19 protein-coding genes and 1 tRNA gene are annotated in these 17,484 nt (G+C 70.7%); 15 read left to right on the forward strand and 5 right to left on the reverse strand.

Features of this window, described 5'->3' with window-relative positions; genetic code table 11:
• Positions 1 to 79: 79 nt before the first annotated feature.
• From HJG45_RS09730 to HJG45_RS09770, 9 genes are all read left to right on the forward strand, one after another.
• Positions 80 to 1,438 carry an ABC transporter substrate-binding protein gene (locus HJG45_RS09730; RefSeq protein WP_171611933.1) on the forward strand — a complete coding sequence of 453 codons (1,359 nt, stop codon included), beginning with the start codon at positions 80 to 82 and terminating at the stop codon, positions 1,436 to 1,438.
• A gap of 181 nt (positions 1,439 to 1,619) precedes the next feature.
• Positions 1,620 to 2,564 (forward strand): carbohydrate ABC transporter permease, encoded by a 945-nt coding sequence (locus tag HJG45_RS09735; RefSeq protein ID WP_171611934.1) that lies wholly within the window; start codon positions 1,620 to 1,622, stop codon positions 2,562 to 2,564.
• Positions 2,564 to 3,466, forward strand: coding sequence for a carbohydrate ABC transporter permease (locus tag HJG45_RS09740; protein WP_171611935.1), 903 nt, complete (start codon positions 2,564 to 2,566; stop codon positions 3,464 to 3,466). Before HJG45_RS09735 ends, HJG45_RS09740 begins: the two co-directional genes overlap by 1 nt.
• 28 nt (positions 3,467 to 3,494) lie before the next feature.
• Complete coding sequence (locus tag HJG45_RS09745; RefSeq protein ID WP_171611936.1) at positions 3,495 to 4,598, forward strand: ABC transporter ATP-binding protein; 1,104 nt, start codon at positions 3,495 to 3,497, stop codon at positions 4,596 to 4,598.
• A gap of 71 nt (positions 4,599 to 4,669) precedes the next feature.
• The gene (locus HJG45_RS09750; protein ID WP_171611937.1) at positions 4,670 to 5,755 is read left to right on the forward strand and encodes a malate/lactate/ureidoglycolate dehydrogenase; all 1,086 of its coding nucleotides are present in this window, start codon (positions 4,670 to 4,672) and stop codon (positions 5,753 to 5,755) included.
• Positions 5,756 to 5,766: 11 nt separating this feature from the next.
• Positions 5,767 to 6,513, forward strand: coding sequence for a hypothetical protein (locus HJG45_RS09755; protein WP_171611938.1), 747 nt, complete (start codon positions 5,767 to 5,769; stop codon positions 6,511 to 6,513).
• A 140-nt stretch (positions 6,514 to 6,653) separates the two neighbouring features.
• Complete coding sequence (locus HJG45_RS09760) at positions 6,654 to 7,634, forward strand: tripartite tricarboxylate transporter substrate binding protein (RefSeq protein WP_171611939.1); 981 nt, start codon at positions 6,654 to 6,656, stop codon at positions 7,632 to 7,634.
• Positions 7,635 to 7,732: 98 nt separating this feature from the next.
• On the forward strand, positions 7,733 to 9,097 hold the full coding sequence (locus tag HJG45_RS09765; protein ID WP_171611940.1) for a nucleobase:cation symporter-2 family protein: 1,365 nt from the start codon (positions 7,733 to 7,735) through the stop codon (positions 9,095 to 9,097).
• The gene (locus HJG45_RS09770) at positions 9,097 to 10,317 is read left to right on the forward strand and encodes a urate hydroxylase PuuD (protein WP_171611941.1); all 1,221 of its coding nucleotides are present in this window, start codon (positions 9,097 to 9,099) and stop codon (positions 10,315 to 10,317) included. Before HJG45_RS09765 ends, HJG45_RS09770 begins: the two co-directional genes overlap by 1 nt.
• A 21-nt stretch (positions 10,318 to 10,338) precedes the next feature.
• Here the strand turns inward: HJG45_RS09770 and HJG45_RS09775 are convergent, their stop codons facing one another.
• Positions 10,339 to 11,421, reverse strand: coding sequence for a S9 family peptidase (locus HJG45_RS09775; protein WP_171611942.1), 1,083 nt, complete (start codon positions 11,419 to 11,421; stop codon positions 10,339 to 10,341).
• A 174-nt stretch (positions 11,422 to 11,595) separates the two neighbouring features.
• On the opposite strand from HJG45_RS09775, the gene HJG45_RS09780 reads away from it, so the two are divergent.
• From HJG45_RS09780 to HJG45_RS09800, 5 genes are all read left to right on the forward strand, one after another.
• Positions 11,596 to 12,831, forward strand: a complete 1,236-nt coding sequence (locus tag HJG45_RS09780) for an argininosuccinate synthase (RefSeq protein WP_171611943.1) — start codon at positions 11,596 to 11,598, stop codon at positions 12,829 to 12,831.
• The gene (locus tag HJG45_RS09785) at positions 12,831 to 13,403 is read left to right on the forward strand and encodes a hypothetical protein (RefSeq protein ID WP_171611944.1); all 573 of its coding nucleotides are present in this window, start codon (positions 12,831 to 12,833) and stop codon (positions 13,401 to 13,403) included. The genes HJG45_RS09780 and HJG45_RS09785 overlap by 1 nt, the downstream gene beginning before the upstream one ends.
• A gap of 125 nt (positions 13,404 to 13,528) precedes the next feature.
• On the forward strand, positions 13,529 to 13,948 hold the full coding sequence (locus HJG45_RS09790) for an NUDIX hydrolase (RefSeq protein WP_171611945.1): 420 nt from the start codon (positions 13,529 to 13,531) through the stop codon (positions 13,946 to 13,948).
• A gap of 55 nt (positions 13,949 to 14,003) precedes the next feature.
• Positions 14,004 to 14,207 carry a hypothetical protein gene (locus HJG45_RS09795; protein WP_171611946.1) on the forward strand — a complete coding sequence of 68 codons (204 nt, stop codon included), beginning with the start codon at positions 14,004 to 14,006 and terminating at the stop codon, positions 14,205 to 14,207.
• Positions 14,208 to 14,419: 212 nt separating this feature from the next.
• Complete coding sequence (locus HJG45_RS09800; protein WP_171611947.1) at positions 14,420 to 15,055, forward strand: FMN-binding negative transcriptional regulator; 636 nt, start codon at positions 14,420 to 14,422, stop codon at positions 15,053 to 15,055.
• A 370-nt stretch (positions 15,056 to 15,425) separates the two neighbouring features.
• On the opposite strand, the gene HJG45_RS09805 is transcribed toward HJG45_RS09800, so the two are convergent.
• From HJG45_RS09805 to HJG45_RS09820, 4 genes are read right to left on the reverse strand one after another with little or no spacing between them, the layout of a single operon-like run.
• Positions 15,426 to 15,614, reverse strand: a complete 189-nt coding sequence (locus HJG45_RS09805; RefSeq protein WP_171611948.1) for a hypothetical protein — start codon at positions 15,612 to 15,614, stop codon at positions 15,426 to 15,428.
• A complete protein-coding gene (gene folD / locus HJG45_RS09810) occupies positions 15,611 to 16,513 on the reverse strand; it encodes a bifunctional methylenetetrahydrofolate dehydrogenase/methenyltetrahydrofolate cyclohydrolase FolD (protein ID WP_171611949.1) in 903 nt (300 codons plus the stop codon). The genes HJG45_RS09805 and folD overlap by 4 nt, the downstream gene beginning before the upstream one ends.
• A complete protein-coding gene (locus tag HJG45_RS09815; RefSeq protein WP_171611950.1) occupies positions 16,510 to 16,809 on the reverse strand; it encodes a DUF167 family protein in 300 nt (99 codons plus the stop codon). The genes folD and HJG45_RS09815 overlap by 4 nt, the downstream gene beginning before the upstream one ends.
• A gap of 3 nt (positions 16,810 to 16,812) precedes the next feature.
• Positions 16,813 to 17,124: a YggT family protein gene (locus HJG45_RS09820; RefSeq protein ID WP_171611951.1), complete on the reverse strand. Its 312-nt coding sequence runs from the start codon at positions 17,122 to 17,124 to the stop codon at positions 16,813 to 16,815.
• A 217-nt stretch (positions 17,125 to 17,341) separates the two neighbouring features.
• On the opposite strand from HJG45_RS09820, the gene HJG45_RS09825 reads away from it, so the two are divergent.
• Positions 17,342 to 17,417, forward strand: a tRNA-Ala gene (locus HJG45_RS09825).
• Positions 17,418 to 17,484 lie beyond the last annotated feature (67 nt).

The following is a 17,484-nucleotide window of genomic DNA, read 5'->3' on the forward strand; positions in this document are numbered from 1 at the left end:
GTCATGTTGCGCAGCAGAGCCGGAACAGGCTCGGATGAGGCATGTCGGGCGGGCTTCCCGCCTCTCTGGGAGAACCAAGATGGCAGGCAATCGGATGGGCCGGCGCGGCGTGCTGCGCTCCGGCGCCGGGGTGGTGGCCGTGGGCGCGCTCGGCGCCCCCATGGTGCATGCGCAGGGCACGGGCGGCACGATCCGCATCGCCTTCTGGGACCATTGGGTGCCCGGCGGCAACGACGCGCTGAAGCAACTTTGCGCCAAATGGGGCGAGCAGAACCGCGTCAACGTCCAGCTCGATTTCATCAACACCACCGGCAACCAGCTTCAGCTCACCGCCGCGGCGCAGGCGCAGTCGCGCAACGGGCATGACGCGATCTCGCTGACGCCCTGGGATGTCGGCGCCTATGCCGATCAGCTCGAGCCGGTCGATGACGTGATCCAGCGGCTGGTCGCCAAATACGGCCCGATCAATCCGATCGCCGAGTACCTCGCCAAACATGGTGGCAAGTGGCGCGGCGTGCCGGCCACCTCGGGCACCCAGGCCAAGCCCGCCTGCGTGCGTTACGACCTGTTCCAGGAGCATGCCGGCATCGATATCCGCGCCATGTGGCCGGCCGAGGCCAAGCAGGGCCCGGGCGCCGATACCTGGACCTGGGACACCTTCCTCAAGGCGGCCGAGGCCTGCCACAAGGCGAATGTTCCCTTCGGCCTGCCGATGGGCCAGTTCAGCGACGCGGTGGACTGGATCGGCGCGCTCTTCCTCAGCTACGGCGCCCAGATCACCGACGAGAAGGGCAACCCGACGATCAAGGGCAACGACAAGCTGAAGCAGGTGATCGACTATGCCGTGCGGCTGTCGAAATTCCTGCCGAACGATGTCTGGGCCTGGGACGATGCCTCGAACAACCGGGCGCTGATCTCCGGCCGCTCGGCCCTCGTCTTCAACCCGCCCTCGGCCTGGGCGGTCGCCAAGCGGGATGCGCCGCAGGTGGCGGAGAAGTGCTGGACCGTGCCGATGCCCGCCGGCCCCGCCGGCCGCTTCTGCGCCTACCTGCCCTTCACCACCGGCGTCTGGGCCTTCGGCAAGAACAAGACGGCGACCAAGGCGCTGCTCGAGTTCCTCAGCCAGCGCGAGAGCGCCGAGTTCACCACCGACACCAGCGGTGGTTACGACATCCCGCCCTTCGCCAGCATGGCCGATTTCAAGGTCTGGACGACGCAGGGGCCGCCGGTGGGGACGATCTACAACTACCCGCTGAAGCCGCACCACCAGGCGAAGTACTCGATCGCCTATTCGCCGGCGCCGGCCGATCTCGCCTCGCAGATGTACGTGCAGGCGCTGAACACCAAGGTCATCGCCCGCGTCGCCCAGGGCGGCGAGTCGGTCGACCAGGCGCTCGGCTGGCTGGAGCGCGAGATCAAGAACATGCGCCTCGGCTGAGGTCGTCGCGGGGCCTGGCGCGGCGGATCGGAATTGAATGCCGGCCCTCCTTGCGCCATAGCTCCGCTCGGCAGGAACAGGCGCCCGGGCTTTGCTCGCGGCGCCTGATCCCGACCAAAGGCTGCGGCGGCGCGGGGGCGCCGCCGGCGCTGCCCAAGCACCAAACAGGGAGAGGGCTTCCATGGCGCTGGATGCCACCACAGTGACTGCCGCCGGGCCGGCCGCCGCCCCGGCGCAGCCGCGCCTCAGCCTGCAGCGGATCGCCAGACGGCGCTCGACCATCGCCTTCCTGATGGCGCTGCCGCTGATCGCGGTGATCGCCGGGCTGGTCGCCTGGCCGGCCGGCTACGCCATCTATCTCTCCACCCTGAACCGGCGGATGACCGAGTTCATCGGCCTCGGCAATTTCCAGATCCTGCTGGATTCCGAGACCTTCCAGATGGTCATCTGGCAGAGCTGCATCTTCGCCATCAGCGCGGTGGTGCTGAAGGCGCTGCTCGGCTTCTGGCTGGCGCACATGCTGCACCACATCCCGACCAAGGGGCAGCGGATCTGGCGCGGCCTGCTGCTGCTGCCCTGGGTGGTGCCGCCGGCGCTGTCCACCCTCGGCTGGTGGTGGATGTTCGATCCCAGCTATTCCAGCCTGAACTGGCTGCTCAACGCCATCGGCGCGCCCTCCGTGCCCTGGCTGGGCGAGCCCTGGTGGGCCCGCGCCTCGGTCATCATCGTCAATGTCTGGGCCGGCACGCCCTTCTTCATGATCATGTACCTGGCGGCGCTGAAATCGGTGCCCGACCAGCTCTACGAGGCGGCGGCGATCGATGGCGCCACCGGCTGGCAGGGGCTGCGCTTCGTGACCCTGCCGATGATGCGCAACATCATCAGCATCACCGTGCTGTTCAGCCTGATCGTCACCTTCGCCAATTACGACATCGTCCGGGTGCTGACCAATGGCGGGCCGCGCGACCTGACGCATGTCTTCGCCAGCTACGCCTTCCAGGTCGGCGTGCTCTCGGGGAACATCCCGCGCGGCGCCGCGGTGAGCCTGTTCATGTTCCCGCTGCTGGCGGTGGTCGCCTTCTTCATCCTTCGCGGCGTCAACCAGCGCAACCGGGAGATGGCCTGATGTCCGCCACCGCCGCCACCCCCTCCGCCGCCATCCCCGGCCTCGGCCGCCGCATCGGCTCGCTCCGCAAGGAGCGGCGCTGGGCGCTGATCACGGCCTATATCTCGCTGATCGTCGCCGCGATCGTCATGCTGGCGCCGCCGCTCTACATGCTGCTCACCAGCCTGAAGACCAGCGCCGAGATCTCGAACCCGGTGGGCACGCCCTGGATCGTCCGCAATCCGACGCTCGACAACTACTGGGCGCTGATCAGCGACCCGATGTTCCGCGGCTTCTTCTTCAACAGCATCAAGGTCACGGTTTGCGTGGTGGTGCTGACCATGGTGATCTCGGTCTTCGCCGCCTTCTCGCTGGCGCGCATGAAGTTCTTCGGCAGCCAGGTGCTGGCGACGGGCGTGTTCCTCACCTACCTGGTGCCGGACACGCTGCTCTTCATCCCGCTCTACCAGATCGTCGGCGCGCTCGGGCTGCTGAACTCCACCTGGGGCCTGGTGCTGGTCTATCCGACGCTCACCGTGCCCTTCTGCACCTGGATCATGATCGGCTACTTCGCCTCCATCCCGAAGGAGCTGGATGAGGCGGCGCTGATCGACGGCGCCAACTGGATGCAGATGCTGACCAAGATCTTCATCCCCGTGGCGCTGCCGGGCATCATCGCGGCGACGATCTTCGCCTTCACCGTCTCCTGGGCCGCCTTCGTCTATCCCACCGCCTTCATCACCCGGCCGGACGAGATGCCGCTGACCATCGGCGTCGTCAGCCAGCTCATCCGCGGCGACACCTTCGCCTGGGGGCAGCTCATGGCTGGCGCGCTGCTCGCGGCCCTGCCGCCGGTGATCGTCTACGCCTTTCTGATGGACTACTACATCGCCGGCCTCACCGCCGGCGCCACCAAGGGATGATGGCCGCCCGGGCCTGGGGAGGAACGCAATGGCACAGGTCAAGCTGAACCGCATCGTCAAGGAGTACGAGGGCGGCGTGCAGGCGGTGAAGGGGATCGACCTCGACATCGCCGACCACGAATTCGTCGTCCTCGTCGGGCCGTCCGGCTGCGGCAAGTCGACGACGCTGCGCATGATCGCCGGCCTCGAGGAAATCTCGAAGGGCGAGATCCTGATCGGCGGCAACGTGGTGAACGACATCCCGCCGCGCGACCGGGACATCGCCATGGTGTTCCAGAACTACGCGCTCTATCCGCACATGTCGGTCTACGACAACATGGCTTTCGGGCTGATGCTGCGGAAATTCCCGAAGGAGGAGATCCGCCGGCGGGTGGAGAATGCGGCCCGCATCCTCGATATCGGCATGCTGCTCGACCGCAAGCCTAAGGCGCTCTCGGGCGGGCAGCGGCAGCGCGTCGCCATGGGCCGCGCCATCGTGCGCGACCCGAAGGTGTTCCTGTTCGACGAGCCGCTGTCGAACCTCGACGCCAAGCTGCGGGTGCAGATGCGCACCGAGATCAAGAAGGTGCACCAGACCGTCAAGACCACCACCGTCTACGTCACCCACGACCAGGTGGAGGCGATGACCCTGGCGGACCGCGTGGTGGTGATGAACCACGGCGTCATCGAGCAGGTCGGCCCGCCGACCGAGCTCTACCACAAGCCGGCGACCAAGTTCGTCGCCGGCTTCATCGGCAGTCCGGCGATGAACTTCATCCCGGCGAAGCTCGCCAATGGCGGCGCGGCGCTGAACATCGTGCTGCCCGGCGGCATCAGCCTGCCGGTGCCGGAGGCCCGCGCCAAGCGCTATGCCGGGCATGCCGGCAAGGAGGTGCTCTTCGGCATCCGGCCGGAGCACCTGACGGAGGTGCGCCCGAACGACCACCGGCCGAACCTCGCCCATCTCAAGCTCACGCCCGAGGTGGTGGAGCCGATGGGCATGGAGACGCTGGCGCATATCTGGCTCGAGGGCGCGGAGGTCGTCGCCCGCATCGATCCGAGCGTGCCAGCCGAGCCGGGCCGGGCCTTGCCGCTGGCCGCCGATATGGGCCAGATGCATCTGATCGATCCGCAGACCGATCGCGTGATCTGACTTCTCCCGATCTGACTTCTCCCGACTGGGGCGGGCCGCCAGCGCGCCCCGCTCGTACCCTTGGGGACCCCATGGACACCAATGCCCCGGTGCTGATCGGCGCCGACACGCTCGAGGATCTCGTCACCCGCATCTTCAGCGCCAATGGCTGCGATGCGGCCGAGGCGGGCCGGATCTCCCACCACCTGCTCGGCGCCAACCTCGCCGGCCATGACAGCCATGGCGTGGTCCGCGTGCCGCGCTACGTCGAATGGCAGCAGGCCGGCTATGTCGTCGCCGGCCAGCAGGCGGAGGTGGTGACCGATGGCGGCGCCTTCGCGCTGCTCGACGGGCATTACGGCTTCGGCCAGACCGTCGCGCCGCAGGCGACGGCGATGGGGATCGAGCGGGCGCGGCAGCACGGCACCGCCGTCGTCGCGCTGCGCAATGCCGGGCATATCGGCCGCGTCGGCTCCTATGCCGAGCAGGCGATCGAGGCCGGGCTGATCTCCATCCATTTCGTCAACGTCGCCGGCAGCGTGCTCGTCGCGCCCTTCGGCGGCACCGAGCGGCGCTTTTCCACCGCCCCCTTCAGCATCGGCGTGCCGACCGACCCGCCCGTGCTGCTCGACTTCGCCACCTCCCGCGTCGCCGAGGGCAAGGTGCTGGTCGCCTCCAACGGCGGCAAGCCGCTGCCGCAGGATGCGCTGGTCGAGCCGGATGGCCGCCTCTCGGCCGATCCGCACACCCTCTATGGCGAGTACCCACCGATCGGGCCGCGCAACCCAGCCAATGGCCTTGGCGCCATCCGCGCCTTCGGCGAGCACAAGGGCTCGGGGCTGGCCTTCATGTGCGAGCTGCTGGCCGGCGCTTTCACCGGCGGCGGCTGCTCCGGCCCGGTCGATGCCCGCGGCCGCATCGCCAATGGCATGCTCTCCATCTTCATCTCGCCACGGCATTTCGGCACCGAGGCGGGCTTCCGGCAGGCGGCCGAGGACTATGTCGCCTGGGTGAAGTCCTGCCGACCGGACACCGCCGGCGGCGAGGTGCTGGCGCCCGGCGAGCCGGAGGCGCGGCTGCGCGCCGAGCGCCTCGCCAAGGGCGTGCCGCTGCAGCCCGATACCTGGGAGAGCATCGTCCGCTGCGCCCGCGGCCTCGGCGTCACGGTGCCGAACTGACGGACGAGGCGATGCAGGGGGACACCCCGGCTGCCCGCTATGCGCGCTATGCCGGCCTCCGCCGGCAACTGCTGACCGAGGCCTCGAAGCGCATCCCGCTCGCCTCCCTCGGCAGCCAGGCGCGCGCCCTCTCGCTCTGGGACGGCAAGCAGGTGCGGCCGGCCGATGCGATGCAACTCGCCGCGGTCTTCGATCTCGGCGTGCTCGACCCGCTCGGCGGCCATGGCCGCGCGATCGAGCGCCAGGCGCGGGCCGAGCCGCCGCTGCCGGGGAGCGAGGAGGCGCGGATGCTGGACGCCCTGATGGGCGCCCGCTTCGGCCTCTACCGCATCACCGGCCCGCTGGCGGAGGGCGGCGTCGCGGCCGAGACCTTCCCCGAAGGCGCGCCGCTGGTGATCTGGGACAACCACCTCGCCCGCGGCCGCGCCCCCGGGGCGCTGGTCGGGCTGCGCCTCGCCTGGCCGGAGCCGGATCTCGCCATGACCTGCGGCACCGCCATCTCGCTCGACAGCCGGGTGGTGGAGCGGCTGCTGCTCGGCCTGGCGCCGCAGCGCGGGCCGGTGCGGCCGAGCCTGCCGCTGCCGGAGGACGGGCCGGCGCTGGCGCGGCTGGTGGCCGAGCCGGCGGCCCGGCTGCGCCTCGCGGCGCTGGCCGCCGCGCCGGGCTTCGCCGCCGCCGTCACCCGCGCGGCCATCGATCTCGGCCTCATGGGCCCGGTGATCGGCCGCACGCCCGCCGATGCCATGCCGCCGGGCTGATATCGATCGCCCGCAGACGCCGGGCGCAAGCCTCCGGCTCGCTTGGCTTCGCAGCATAAGCTGCGGGCCCCGTTCGGGGCCTCGGACCGGTTAGGGGACCGGTCCGTTGGTATGACGACATTTCCCTGGAAGGACCCGCGATGCGCCGCCGCACCCTGACCCTCTCCGCCCTGACGCTGCTGGCGGCGCCGGCCGTGCAGGCCTTTCCTGACCGCGTCATCACCATGGCCACCGGCTTCGCCCCCGGCGGCTCCACCGATATCGCGGCGCGGCTGCTGGCCGACCGGCTGGCCGAGCATCTCGGCCCGCAGACGCGGCTGGTGGTGGAGAACCGGCCGGGCGCGAGCGGCATGGTCGCCAGCGACTGGCTGCGCCGGCAGGCGCCGGATGGCTACACCATCATGCTGGTCGAGAGCTCCTCGCACGCCATCGCGCCGAGCGCGCTGGTTGGCGGCACCCGCTACGACCCGCTGCGCGACTTCTCGCATCTCGGCGTCATCGGCCTCGCCCCGCTGGTGCTGGTCGTCAACAAGGATTTCCCGGCCAAGGACGCAGCCGGGGTGGTGGCGACGCTGCGGGCGGCGCCACCCGACACCTACACCTACGCGACCTCCGGCGTCGGCTCCATCCCGCACCTCGCCTGCGAGATGCTGGCGCTCGACCTCGGCACCCGCTTCGTGCACGTGCCCTATCGCAGCGGCGGGCAGATGCTGACGGCGATCTTCCAGGGCGAGGGGCAGTTCGGCATCGCCGTCCTGGCCTCGGCGGCGCAGCAGATCCGCGACGACATGGTGCGCGGCATCGCGGTGACCGGCGAGCGGCGCTTCCCCTCCTTCCCGGACCTGCCAACCCTCGCCGAGAGCGGCGTCGCCGGCTACGACCTCACCACCTGGAACATCCTGCTCGGCCCGCCCGGCATGCCAGCCGAGATCCAGGCGACATTGAACCGCGGCCTCAACGCCGCCCTGGCCGAGGCCGGGCTGCGCGAGCGGCTGCTCACCGCCGGCGTCGAGGCCTGGGACCGGCCGAACTCACCGCAGGATGCCCGGGCCTTCCTCGCCCGCGAGGTGGAGAAGTTCCGCGGCATCGTCCAGCGCACGGGCGTGCGGCTGGAGACCTGAGCGCAGACCGCCCTTGCCCCGCCGATGCGCCACGGCGTAACAGAAGGGAAAGGGAAGGGCGCCGGAGCCCGCGCGGCGGCAAGCGAGGGGACCCGGATTTGTCGGAACGGGGCGAAACCGTCGATACGGTGCCGCCGGCACCGAAGCTGCTGGCGCTCGCCTTGCAGCACGTGCTGGTCATGTATGCCGGCGCCGTCGCCGTGCCGCTCATCATCGGCCGTGCCGCGAAGCTGCCGCCGGAACAGGTGGCGATGCTGGTCAATGCCGACCTCTTCGCCTGCGGCATCGCCACGCTGATCCAGTCCGTCGGCCTCGGCCCCTTCGGCATCCGCCTGCCGGTGATGATGGGCGTGACCTTCGCCGCGGTCGGGCCGATGGTCGCCATGGCCAGCAACCCCGATCTCGGCCTGCTCGGCATCTTCGGCTCGGTCATCGCGGCCGGCGTGGTGACCATGCTGATCGCGCCCTTCGTCAGCCGGCTGCTGCCGCTCTTCCCGGCCGTCGTCACCGGCACGATCATCCTGATGATCGGCATCTCGCTCATGCGCGTCGGCGTCAACTGGGCGGCCGGGGCGCCGGCGCCGACCCTGCCGGGCTATGGCGAGCCGCTGCATCTCGGCATGGCGGCGGCGGTGCTGGTGCTGATCCTGCTGATCACCAAATACGCCGCCGGCTTCCTCGCCAATATCTCCGTCCTGGTCGGCATCGTGCTCGGCTGCGCCGCCGCCTGGGCGATCGGGCGGATGAGCTTTGCCAAGGTGGCCGCGGCGCCCTGGTTCGACCTGGTGCTGCCCTTCGCCTTCGGCATCCCGGTCTTCGAGCCGGTGGCGATCCTGACGATGAGCATCGTCATGGTGGTGGTGATGATCGAATCCGCGGGCATGTTCCTCGCCCTCGGCGAGATGACCGGCCGGCCGCCGGATCAGGCGGCGATGACGCGTGGCCTGCGCACCGATGGGCTCGGCACCGTCATCGGCGGCATCTTCAACACCTTCCCCTATACCAGCTTCTCGCAGAATGTCGGGCTGGTCGGCGTCACCGGCGTGACCTCCCGCTACATCACCGCGGCGGGCGGGACGATCATGCTGGCGATGGGGCTGATGCCGAAGCTCGGCGCGCTGGTCGAAAGCGTGCCGCTCTTCGTCCTCGGCGGCGCCGGCGTCGTCATGTTCGGCATGGTGGCCGCGACCGGCGTGCGCATCCTCTCGGGCGTCGACTACGCCGGCAACCGGCACAACCTCTACGTCGTCGCCATCTCCATCGGCTTCGGGCTGATCCCGCTGGTCGCGCCGCAATTCTTCCGCGCCATGCCGCATGCCCTGGCGCCGATCCTCGACTCCGGCATCCTGCTCTCGGCGCTGATGGCGCTGGTGCTGAACCTCTATTTCAACGGCGCCCGCCCGGCGGAGGCGGCGCATGCGGAGGCGGCCGCCGCGGCGCGCAGCCAGGAAGCGGTGCATTGATGGACCCGTACATCCACGAATGGGGCGGCATGCTGCTGCGCTGGCTGCACGTTCTGGCCGGCATGGCCTGGATCGGCGCCAGCTTCTACTTCATGCATGTCGATGCCGCCCTGAAGCCGGCGCCCGACATCCCGGCGGGCAAGGGCGGCCAGCTCTGGGAGGTGCATGGCGGCGGCTTCTACCAGGTGCGGAAATGGCTGGTGGCGCCGGCCGACCTGCCCCCCGAGCTGCTCTGGCACAAATGGGAGGCCTACACCACCTGGCTCTCCGGCTTCGCGCTGCTGGCCTGGCTGTATTACGGCGCCTCGGAGCTCTACCTGATCGACCCCGCCATCGCCGATATCGGCCCGGTCACCGCGGCGGCGATCGGCATCGGCGCGCTGCTGCTTGGCTGGGTGGCCTATGACCTGCTCTGCCGCTCGCCGATCGGGCAGAACGAGGTGATGCTGGGCGCCATCGGCTTCGCCTTCGTCGTGCTGCTCGCCTTCCTCTTCCAGCAGGTCTTCAGCGGCCGCGGCGCCATGCTGCACACCGGCGCGGTGATGGCGACCTGGATGGCCGGCAACGTCGCCATGGTCATCATCCCGAACCAGCGCAAGGTGGTCGCCGCGCTGCTGCGGGGGGAGACGCCCGAACCGGCGCTCGGCAAGGCCGGCAAGACGCGCAGCACGCACAACAACTACCTGACGCTGCCGGTGCTGTTCCTGATGCTGGCGAACCACTACCCGATCCTGTGGTCGACCCGCTGGGCCTTCGTCATCACCGGGTTGATCCTGATCGCGGGCGCGGTGATCCGCGTCTTCTACAACCTGCGCCATAGCGGCCGCGGCAATGCCTGGTGGTGCTGGGCGGTGGCGGCGGCCTGCGTGCTGCTGGCGGCACTGGTCAGCCTCACCTCCTCGCCGCTCGGGCGGGAACGGCTCGGCCTCGCCGCCGCCGAGGCGCCGGCCGGCACCCTGCCGCCGGGCGTCGCCATGCCGCTCGAGGCGGTGGTCGAGATCGTCACCGGCCGTTGCGCCATGTGCCACGCGGCCGAGCCGCTCTGGGCCGGCCTTGCCACGCCGCCGAAGGGCGTGCGGCTGGACAGCCCGGAGCATATCGCCCGCGAGGCGGCGGCGATCCGGGTGCAGGCGGTGCTGAGCCAGGCGATGCCGCCGAACAACATCACCCGGATGCCGATCGAGGAGCGCCAGGTGCTGGCGGCCTGGCTGCGGCGCTGATGCGGCCGCGGGCGGCGCGAGTTAACCGCCCGAGGCCGTGGCGGCCAGCACCGCCTCGGTCTCGTGCCGCGCCGGCGCGGCCTCGCCGCAGCCCGTGCCGCGCCCCTCGACGAAGTCGAGCAGGCAGGCGCCGTAGCGCAGGGTGAAGCGGGACTCCGCGCCGCCGCCATGCCCGGTCACCTCGGCCGGGCGGTCGAGGAAGAACAGCGCGCCGACCTGCGGGGCGTGCAGCCTCCGGAACAGGGCGGCGCGGCCATCCGGATCGGGATCGAACTCGTCCTGCGCGAAATTGACGATCGCCACCCGGGCCGCCGGGCTGCGGGCGGCGGTGACGACCTCGCGCAGGTCGTCGAGCGCCCAGGCCCAGGCCGGGCTGCCGGTCGCGCCATGCGCCGCCGGGGCGATGGCCACCACGCCATCCACCAGACCGGGCGTGTCCAGCGCCTGCAGGGCGTTCCAGGCGCCGCGCGACTGGCCGCCGACGACGATCCGCGCATAGCCCTGCTCGCGCAGGCTGCGCAGCGCGCCGCGCAGCCATCCGGCGGCGATGTCGGTCTCGTCGGCGGCCGGGTCGCGGTCGAAGCGGAGCACGTCGTAGCCGACATTGTTAAAGACGCGCACATGCGGCTGCGGCTGGCTGCCGCGGCTGTCCTGGCCACCGGCGGCGCGGCCATGCGCCCAGACATAGGCGCCGCGGGCGGTGCCCGACCCCTGCCAGAGGAAGCGGCCATCCGGGACCAGGGACCAACCCGGTCCGGCGGCGACCGGCCAGGTGGGCGGCGGCGACGGGCCGGGGCTTTCCCGGCCGGGCCAGATCACGGCGAGATCCTTGGCATAGATCTTGCATCCGCTACCGCCCCAGGAGCCGCACAGCTCCAGCGCCCGCGCCGCCGTTGCCGCCGCATCCGGCAGGGCCGCCGCCCAGCCCCAGGCCCCGTCAGGACTGAGGGCGAAGGCCCGCGGCGTCGCCTGCAACAGGAAGCGGGCATAGTCCTCGCGCCCCTCGGCGTTGAGGAAGGGCACGGCCCCGGCATCGAGGACGGGGATGCGGGGTGGCTCGGCCCGGGCGAGGACCGGTCCGGCAATGCACAGGATAAAATACAATAGTATGCGATATCCCATAAAAGTGATGAAACCACATCGCTGGGACCGTTGGCAATAAGCCTGTTGTCGCAAGCCCCCTTGTCCGTCGGGCCATGACGGGGCAGGACACCCCCTCGCTTACGGGCCAGGGGGCGCTCCCACGGAACGCCCCCTGGCCGACCAAGGAAGATCCCGATGCGCGTGAAGGACGTGAAGAAGGTGGTCCTCGCCTATTCCGGCGGGCTCGACACCAGCGTCATCCTGAAATGGCTGCAGACCACCTATGCCTGCGAGGTGGTGACCTTCACCGCCGATCTCGGCCAGGGCGAGGAGCTCGGCCCCGCCCGCGACAAGGCGCTGCTCCTCGGCATCAAGCCGGAGAACATCTTCATCGACGACCTGCGCGAGGAATTCACCCGCGACTTCGTCTTCCCGATGTTCCGGATGAACGCGCTCTATGAGGGCCAGTACCTCCTCGGCACCTCCATCGCCCGGCCGCTGATCGCCAAGCGGCAGATCGAGATCGCCGAGCAGGTCGGCGCCGATGCCGTAGCGCATGGCGCGACCGGCAAGGGCAACGACCAGGTGCGCTTCGAGCTCGGCTACTACGCCCTGAAGCCGGAGGTGAAGGTCATCGCCCCCTGGCGCGAATGGGACCTGACCAGCCGCACCAAGCTCATCGAGTTCGCCGAGCAGCACCAGATCCCGATCGCCAAGGACAAGCGCGGCGAGGCGCCCTTCTCCGTGGACGCCAACCTGCTGCACTCGAGCAGCGAGGGGAAGGTGCTGGAGGAGCCCTGGGACGAGCCGCCGGAGATGGTCTGGCAGCGCACCATCCGCCCCGAGGACGCGCCCGACATCCCGACCGAGATTACCATCGCCTTCGAGCGCGGCGATGCGGTGGCCATCGACGGCCGGCGCCTGATGCCCGCGGCGCTGCTGACCGAGCTGAACGCGCTTGGCAAGGCCAACGGCATCGGCCGCCTCGACCTGGTCGAGAACCGCTTCGTCGGCATGAAGAGCCGCGGCTGCTACGAGACGCCGGGCGGCACCATCCTCTATGTCGCCCATCGCGCCATCGAGAGCATCACCCTCGACCGCGAGGCTGCCCATCTGAAGGACAGCCTGATGCCGCGCTATGCGGAGCTGGTCTATAACGGCTTCTGGTTCAGCCCGGAGCGGCGGATGCTGCAGGCCATGGCCGATGCCAGCCAGCACAGCGTCAACGGCGAGGTCCGGCTGAAGCTCTACAAGGGCAACACCATCGTCACCGGCCGCCGCTCGCCCAACAGCCTCTACTCGATGAAGCACGTCACCTTCGAGGAGGACCAGGGCGCCTACGACCAGTTCGACGCCCAGGGCTTCATCAAGCTGAACGCGCTGCGGCTGCGCCTCGGCGCCATGGCCGGGCGGAAGGGCGGCGGGCTCTGATGCGCCGGATGGCCGCCGCCGGCCTGCTGGCGGCGCTGCTCGGGCCGGGCGCGGCGCTCGCCCAGAATGCCTGCCCAGGCCACCTCTCGGCGACCACGCTGGCGCCGCTGCCGCATGGTGCCGTGCTCGGCATCGCGCTCCGCAACGACGACGCCACTGGCCGGGCGCTGCGCGACGCGACCGAGGCGGCGCTGCGGCGGGCAGGCTACCGCCTCGGCGAGCCGGCGACGCACCGGCTCTCCTGGCGCGGCGGCCTCTCGACGCCGGGCGGCGGGCGCAGTGGCAACGACCCCTTCAGCTTCCGCGACGCCGACAACAATCCGGATGGCGACGACCTGTCCTGGATGCGCGACCTCTCCTCGCCCCGGTCCTCATCCCGCCGGCGCGGCGGTGCGCCGCCGCAACGCCTGACCGGCAGCGTCGAGCTGCGGGACCGGGCGACGGGCCGGGTGATCTGGACCGCGGTGCTCTCCTGCGACCGGCAGGGCAGCGACCAGGCGGCGCTGATCCGCACGCTGGTCGGGGCGGTGGTGCCGGCGATCGGCGAGACGGTCGCCGGCCGCGCCTTCTGAGCGCCGGCGACCCGCTGCCCGAGGCGCCCCGCCCCCTCGCCGATGCCGCCTGGCGGCTGGCCTACCGTCTGGCCTACCCGGCGGCCCGGCTCTGGTGGGCGCTGCGGCGTCCGGAGCGGCATGGCGTGGTGGTCGCCCTCTGGTGCGGCCCGCGGGTACTGATCCTGCGCCAGTCCTACCGGCCGGGCGCGACCTTTCCGGGCGGCGGGCTGCGCCGGGACGAGGCACCCGTCCTCGCCGCCTGCCGCGAACTGCGCGAGGAGACCGGCCTCGACCTGCCGCCGGAGCGGTTGCGCCTCGCCCGCGAGGTGACGCTGCGCTTCGAGGGGTGCCTCGATCACGTGCAGGTCTTCGAGGCGAGGCTGGCGGCGGAGCCGGTGCTGCGCCCCGATCGGCGCGAGGTGGTCGAGGCCGGCTTCCAGCATCCCGCCATGGCGCTGCGCGACCCCGCCATGGCGCCCTATGTGCGGGCCTATCTCGAGGCGCTGCCGCCTGAAGCGCCGGCGGCGGGGCCGCCCGAAGCGCCGGCGGCGGGACTGCGCTGATCCGGAACTGCCCCTTCCTCCCCCGCGTTCCGCCGACCAAAGGACGGAGAGGGATATGGCGAAGCCGACGCCTCCGAAGGACCACGGCAAGGGAACCGGCGAGCCGGGCTGGACGCCGCAGGAGAAGGGCCAGGACGCCTCCGGCGAAGCCGGGCCCGATCAGGCCGCGGGCGACGCACGTCCTAAGGGCCGGCCGATCGATGATCGTGAGGCCACCGAGCGCGCCGCGGAACGGACCGAGCGCGATTCGAAGACCTGAGCCGCCGGCCAGGTCCAGGACCTGGGATTGAAGTTCCGCGGCGGGCGCAACCCCGCCCCATGCTGGAGCAGATCGCGAGAGGGCGTGAACGCCCGGATGCGTGGATCTACTCTGGAAGCAACAGATGATAGTGGAGCAGCGTTCAATCTTGAACGCTGCTCCGCTGTAGCCGCCGTTGCGGAGCCATCCCTGGCTCGGGCAGGCTGCGCCGCATGTACAACCCGCCCGCCTTCCGGGAAGACCGCCCGGATATCCTCTACGGCCTGATCCGCGAGGCCCGCTTGGCGCTGCTCGTCTCCAACGGCGCCACCGGCGTGCCGGACGTGACGCATCTGCCGATGCTGCTGATCGAGGAGCAGGGCGTCCTGCTCGGCCATCTCGCGCGCGCCAACCCGCATGCCGCCGCGCTGCGCGAGGCCGGCCGGGCGCTCGCCATCTTCCGCGGCGCCGAAGCCTATGTCTCGCCCAATTGGTATCCATCGAAGGCCGAGCATCACCGGGTGGTGCCGACCTGGAATTACGAGGCCGTGCATGTCGAGGGCACGGTCGAGATGATCGACGAGCCGGCGCGGCTGCACGCCATCGTCTCGCTCCTCACCGAGCGGCAGGAGGCGGCGCAGCCGCGGCCCTGGTCAGTGGAGGATGCGCCGGCGGCCTTCGTCGCCGGGCAGCTCAAGGGCATCCTCGGCGTGTCGTTGCGGATCGAGCGGCTAATCGGCAAGCGCAAGCTCAGCCAGAACCGGGACGCGGCCGATCGGGCGGGGGCGGAGGCCGGGCTGGCGTCGAGTGCCGATCCGCGCGACCGCGCCATGGCGGCGGTGATGAAAGGCGCTGCGCCTCGCCGCTGATACGGGCCTGCCCGATAGCCATCGGGAAGGGGGATAGCCCCCTGCTTTGGGGAAAGCAGGGGGCCGGCCCTACCGGCGCTTTGGGGGGGGACGGTCGGCAGGGCAGTTGCGCCTGCCCGGTTGGGGGAAGGGCAAGCGACAACAATCCGCAGCCCATCTAATGATTCCGACCCTGGTTTGCTCCCTACCCGATTCAATTATTTTGTGGATTATCTGCAATTTCCTGGGCCGCAACGGTCGCGATCCGGCCCGTTTCAGCCGGCGCTTGCGTCGCCCGCTGGCAGTCCGGGCGGCGGTCGACCCGACCGCGCCGGCCTGGATCGTTGCCATATCTCTGCGAAGGCGGCGGCAGTGCCGTCGCCGAACGGCGTCAGCCCGAGGTCTTCTGGGCCCGTCGCAGGGCGCGGCTCAGCAGCAGCAGCAGCAGGGCCGGCACGGCGAGGCCGGCGATGCGGAGCCATTCCGGGATGGTCGGGCTTGGCAGCCAGAGCAGCGCCATCAGCGCCGCGGCGAGCAACGCCACCGCGCCCAGCAGGCGCAGAAGCCGGTAGAGCTTCATCGGTTGGCTGGCCCGTGCGACAGCCCCTCCGACAGGCCCATGGCATGGCTGCGGCGGGCGAGCGCCGCTTCCAGCGTGTTCTCGAGCAGGCAGGCGATGGTCATCGGCCCCACCCCGCCGGGCACCGGCGTGATGGCCGCCGCTCGCGGCAAGGCCTCGGCGAAGGCGACGTCGCCGACGAGCTTGCCATCGGCGCCGCGGTTGATGCCGATATCGATGACCACCGCCCCCTCGCCGATCCAGTCGCCGCGCACCAGCCCCGGTCGGCCGACCGCGGCCACCAGGATCTCGGCCCGCCGACACTCGCCGGGCAGGTCGCGGGTACGGGAATGCGCCATGGTCACCGTGCAATCGGCGGCGAGGAGAAGCTGCGCCATCGGCCGGCCGACGATCTGGCTGCGGCCGAGCACCACGGCGCGGGCGCCGCGCAGGGGTGTTCCCGCCTCGCGCAGCAGGTGCATGACACCTTTCGGCGTGCAGGGGACGAGGCCGGGCTGCTGCGTGGCGAGCCGGCCGGCATTCACCGGATGGAAGCCGTCGACATCCTTCGCCGGATCGATGGCGGCGATCACCCTGTCCGGGCGGATCTGCGGCGGCAGCGGCAATTGCACCAGGATGCCGTCCACCGCCGGGTCGATGTTGAGATCCTCGACCAGCATGAGCAGGTCGGATTCCCGGCAATCGGCCGGCAGGTGGATGGTGGCGCTGTCGAAGCCGGCGGCGGCGGCGGCGCGGTCCTTGTTTCGGACATAGACGCCGCTCGCCGGATCCTCGCCGACGCGCACCACGCGCAGGCCGGGCCGGAAGGGCAGGGTGGCGATCCGTGCCGCGAGCTGCTCACGCAGCCGCGCCGCCACTGCCTTGCCATCGATGATGCGCCCCGTCGCGGGGGAGTTCATACCAGCGCCTCCAGCCTTTCGCCGAGCGCCTCCGGGTTGCCGGCCACGAAGACCACCTTCTCCCGTCCTGCGCCCCCCTGTTCAACCGTTGCGACCGAGGGCGGCATGCCCAGGGCACGGGCCAGGGCGGCGCAGACCGCACGGTTGGCGCGGCCATCCTCCGGCGCTTCGGTCACCGAAATCTTAAGCCGCGGCCCATCGGCCCCGGGGACGAAGCCCTGCAGCCCGGCCCGCCGCGCCCGCGGCTGCACCCGGATACGGACCGTGACGCCGTCGGCGCGGGCCCGCCACCACATGGCTCAGAAGTACATCCCGTTCCGCAGCAGGGCGTTGGCGGTCGCGGCGAGCAGCATCTTGCAGGCGGTGATGAGCAGCAGCACCACCAGCGGCGAGAGGTCGAGCGGCCCGAAATTCGGCAGCACCCGCCGGATGCGGCCGAAGAGCGGCTCGGTCACCCGATAGAGGAAATCGGCGATCGTCCAGACCAGGCGGTTCCGCGTGTCGAGCACGCCGAACTGGATCAGCATCTGCATGATCACCGCGAGCAGGACCGCCCACCACAGCAGGTCGAGCACCGCGCTCGCCAGGAAGAAAACCACGTCGAGAAACATCGCCGGTCCCGCCAGAAACGCCGGCGCAACCTAGTGACGCAGCCGGGTTGCGACAAGCGCGCCACGGCTGCGGCAGGCATTCGGGTGCTCACGCCCCCCCCGATCCGCACCGGCCGGACCGGTCCGGCGGGGAAATCGCCGCGGCACGCTTGACCTGCCGGGCGGGCTGGGGCATATCGCCGCTCCCCGCGGACCCCAAGCCGCGGGGCGATGGCACGGGGCTGTAGCTCAGTTGGGAGAGCGCGTCGTTCGCAATGACGAGGCCAGCGGTTCGATCCCGCTCAGCTCCACCATCCCCCCTCCTGCACGACATCGCTGACAAACCGGACGCCTCGGGGCCGCACGCTGCGCCCGCCCGGC

Origin of the sequence: Roseicella sp. DB1501, from assembly GCF_013112485.1 — a bacterium.
GTDB lineage: Bacteria > Pseudomonadota > Alphaproteobacteria > Acetobacterales > Acetobacteraceae > Paracraurococcus.

Excerpts from the sequence above, each read along its gene's own strand:
- HJG45_RS09800 (WP_171611947.1), top strand. The coding sequence starts at position 14,420 with ATGTACAACCCGCCCGCCTTCCGGGAAGACCGCCCGGATATCCTCTAC.
- HJG45_RS09735 (WP_171611934.1), top strand. The coding sequence starts at position 1,620 with ATGGCGCTGGATGCCACCACAGTGACTGCCGCCGGGCCGGCCGCCGCC.
- HJG45_RS09815 (WP_171611950.1), bottom strand. The coding sequence starts at position 16,809 with ATGTGGTGGCGGGCCCGCGCCGACGGCGTCACGGTCCGTATCCGGGTG.
- HJG45_RS09760 (WP_171611939.1), top strand. The coding sequence starts at position 6,654 with ATGCGCCGCCGCACCCTGACCCTCTCCGCCCTGACGCTGCTGGCGGCG.
- HJG45_RS09755 (WP_171611938.1), top strand. The coding sequence starts at position 5,767 with ATGCAGGGGGACACCCCGGCTGCCCGCTATGCGCGCTATGCCGGCCTC.
- HJG45_RS09730 (WP_171611933.1), top strand. The coding sequence starts at position 80 with ATGGCAGGCAATCGGATGGGCCGGCGCGGCGTGCTGCGCTCCGGCGCC.
- HJG45_RS09740 (WP_171611935.1), top strand. The coding sequence starts at position 2,564 with ATGTCCGCCACCGCCGCCACCCCCTCCGCCGCCATCCCCGGCCTCGGC.
- HJG45_RS09785 (WP_171611944.1), top strand. The coding sequence starts at position 12,831 with ATGCGCCGGATGGCCGCCGCCGGCCTGCTGGCGGCGCTGCTCGGGCCG.
- HJG45_RS09770 (WP_171611941.1), top strand. The coding sequence starts at position 9,097 with ATGGACCCGTACATCCACGAATGGGGCGGCATGCTGCTGCGCTGGCTG.
- folD (WP_171611949.1), bottom strand. The coding sequence starts at position 16,513 with ATGAACTCCCCCGCGACGGGGCGCATCATCGATGGCAAGGCAGTGGCG.
- HJG45_RS09795 (WP_171611946.1), top strand. The coding sequence starts at position 14,004 with ATGGCGAAGCCGACGCCTCCGAAGGACCACGGCAAGGGAACCGGCGAG.
- HJG45_RS09820 (WP_171611951.1), bottom strand. The coding sequence starts at position 17,124 with ATGTTTCTCGACGTGGTTTTCTTCCTGGCGAGCGCGGTGCTCGACCTG.
- HJG45_RS09745 (WP_171611936.1), top strand. The coding sequence starts at position 3,495 with ATGGCACAGGTCAAGCTGAACCGCATCGTCAAGGAGTACGAGGGCGGC.
- HJG45_RS09805 (WP_171611948.1), bottom strand. The coding sequence starts at position 15,614 with ATGAAGCTCTACCGGCTTCTGCGCCTGCTGGGCGCGGTGGCGTTGCTC.
- HJG45_RS09750 (WP_171611937.1), top strand. The coding sequence starts at position 4,670 with ATGGACACCAATGCCCCGGTGCTGATCGGCGCCGACACGCTCGAGGAT.
- HJG45_RS09780 (WP_171611943.1), top strand. The coding sequence starts at position 11,596 with ATGCGCGTGAAGGACGTGAAGAAGGTGGTCCTCGCCTATTCCGGCGGG.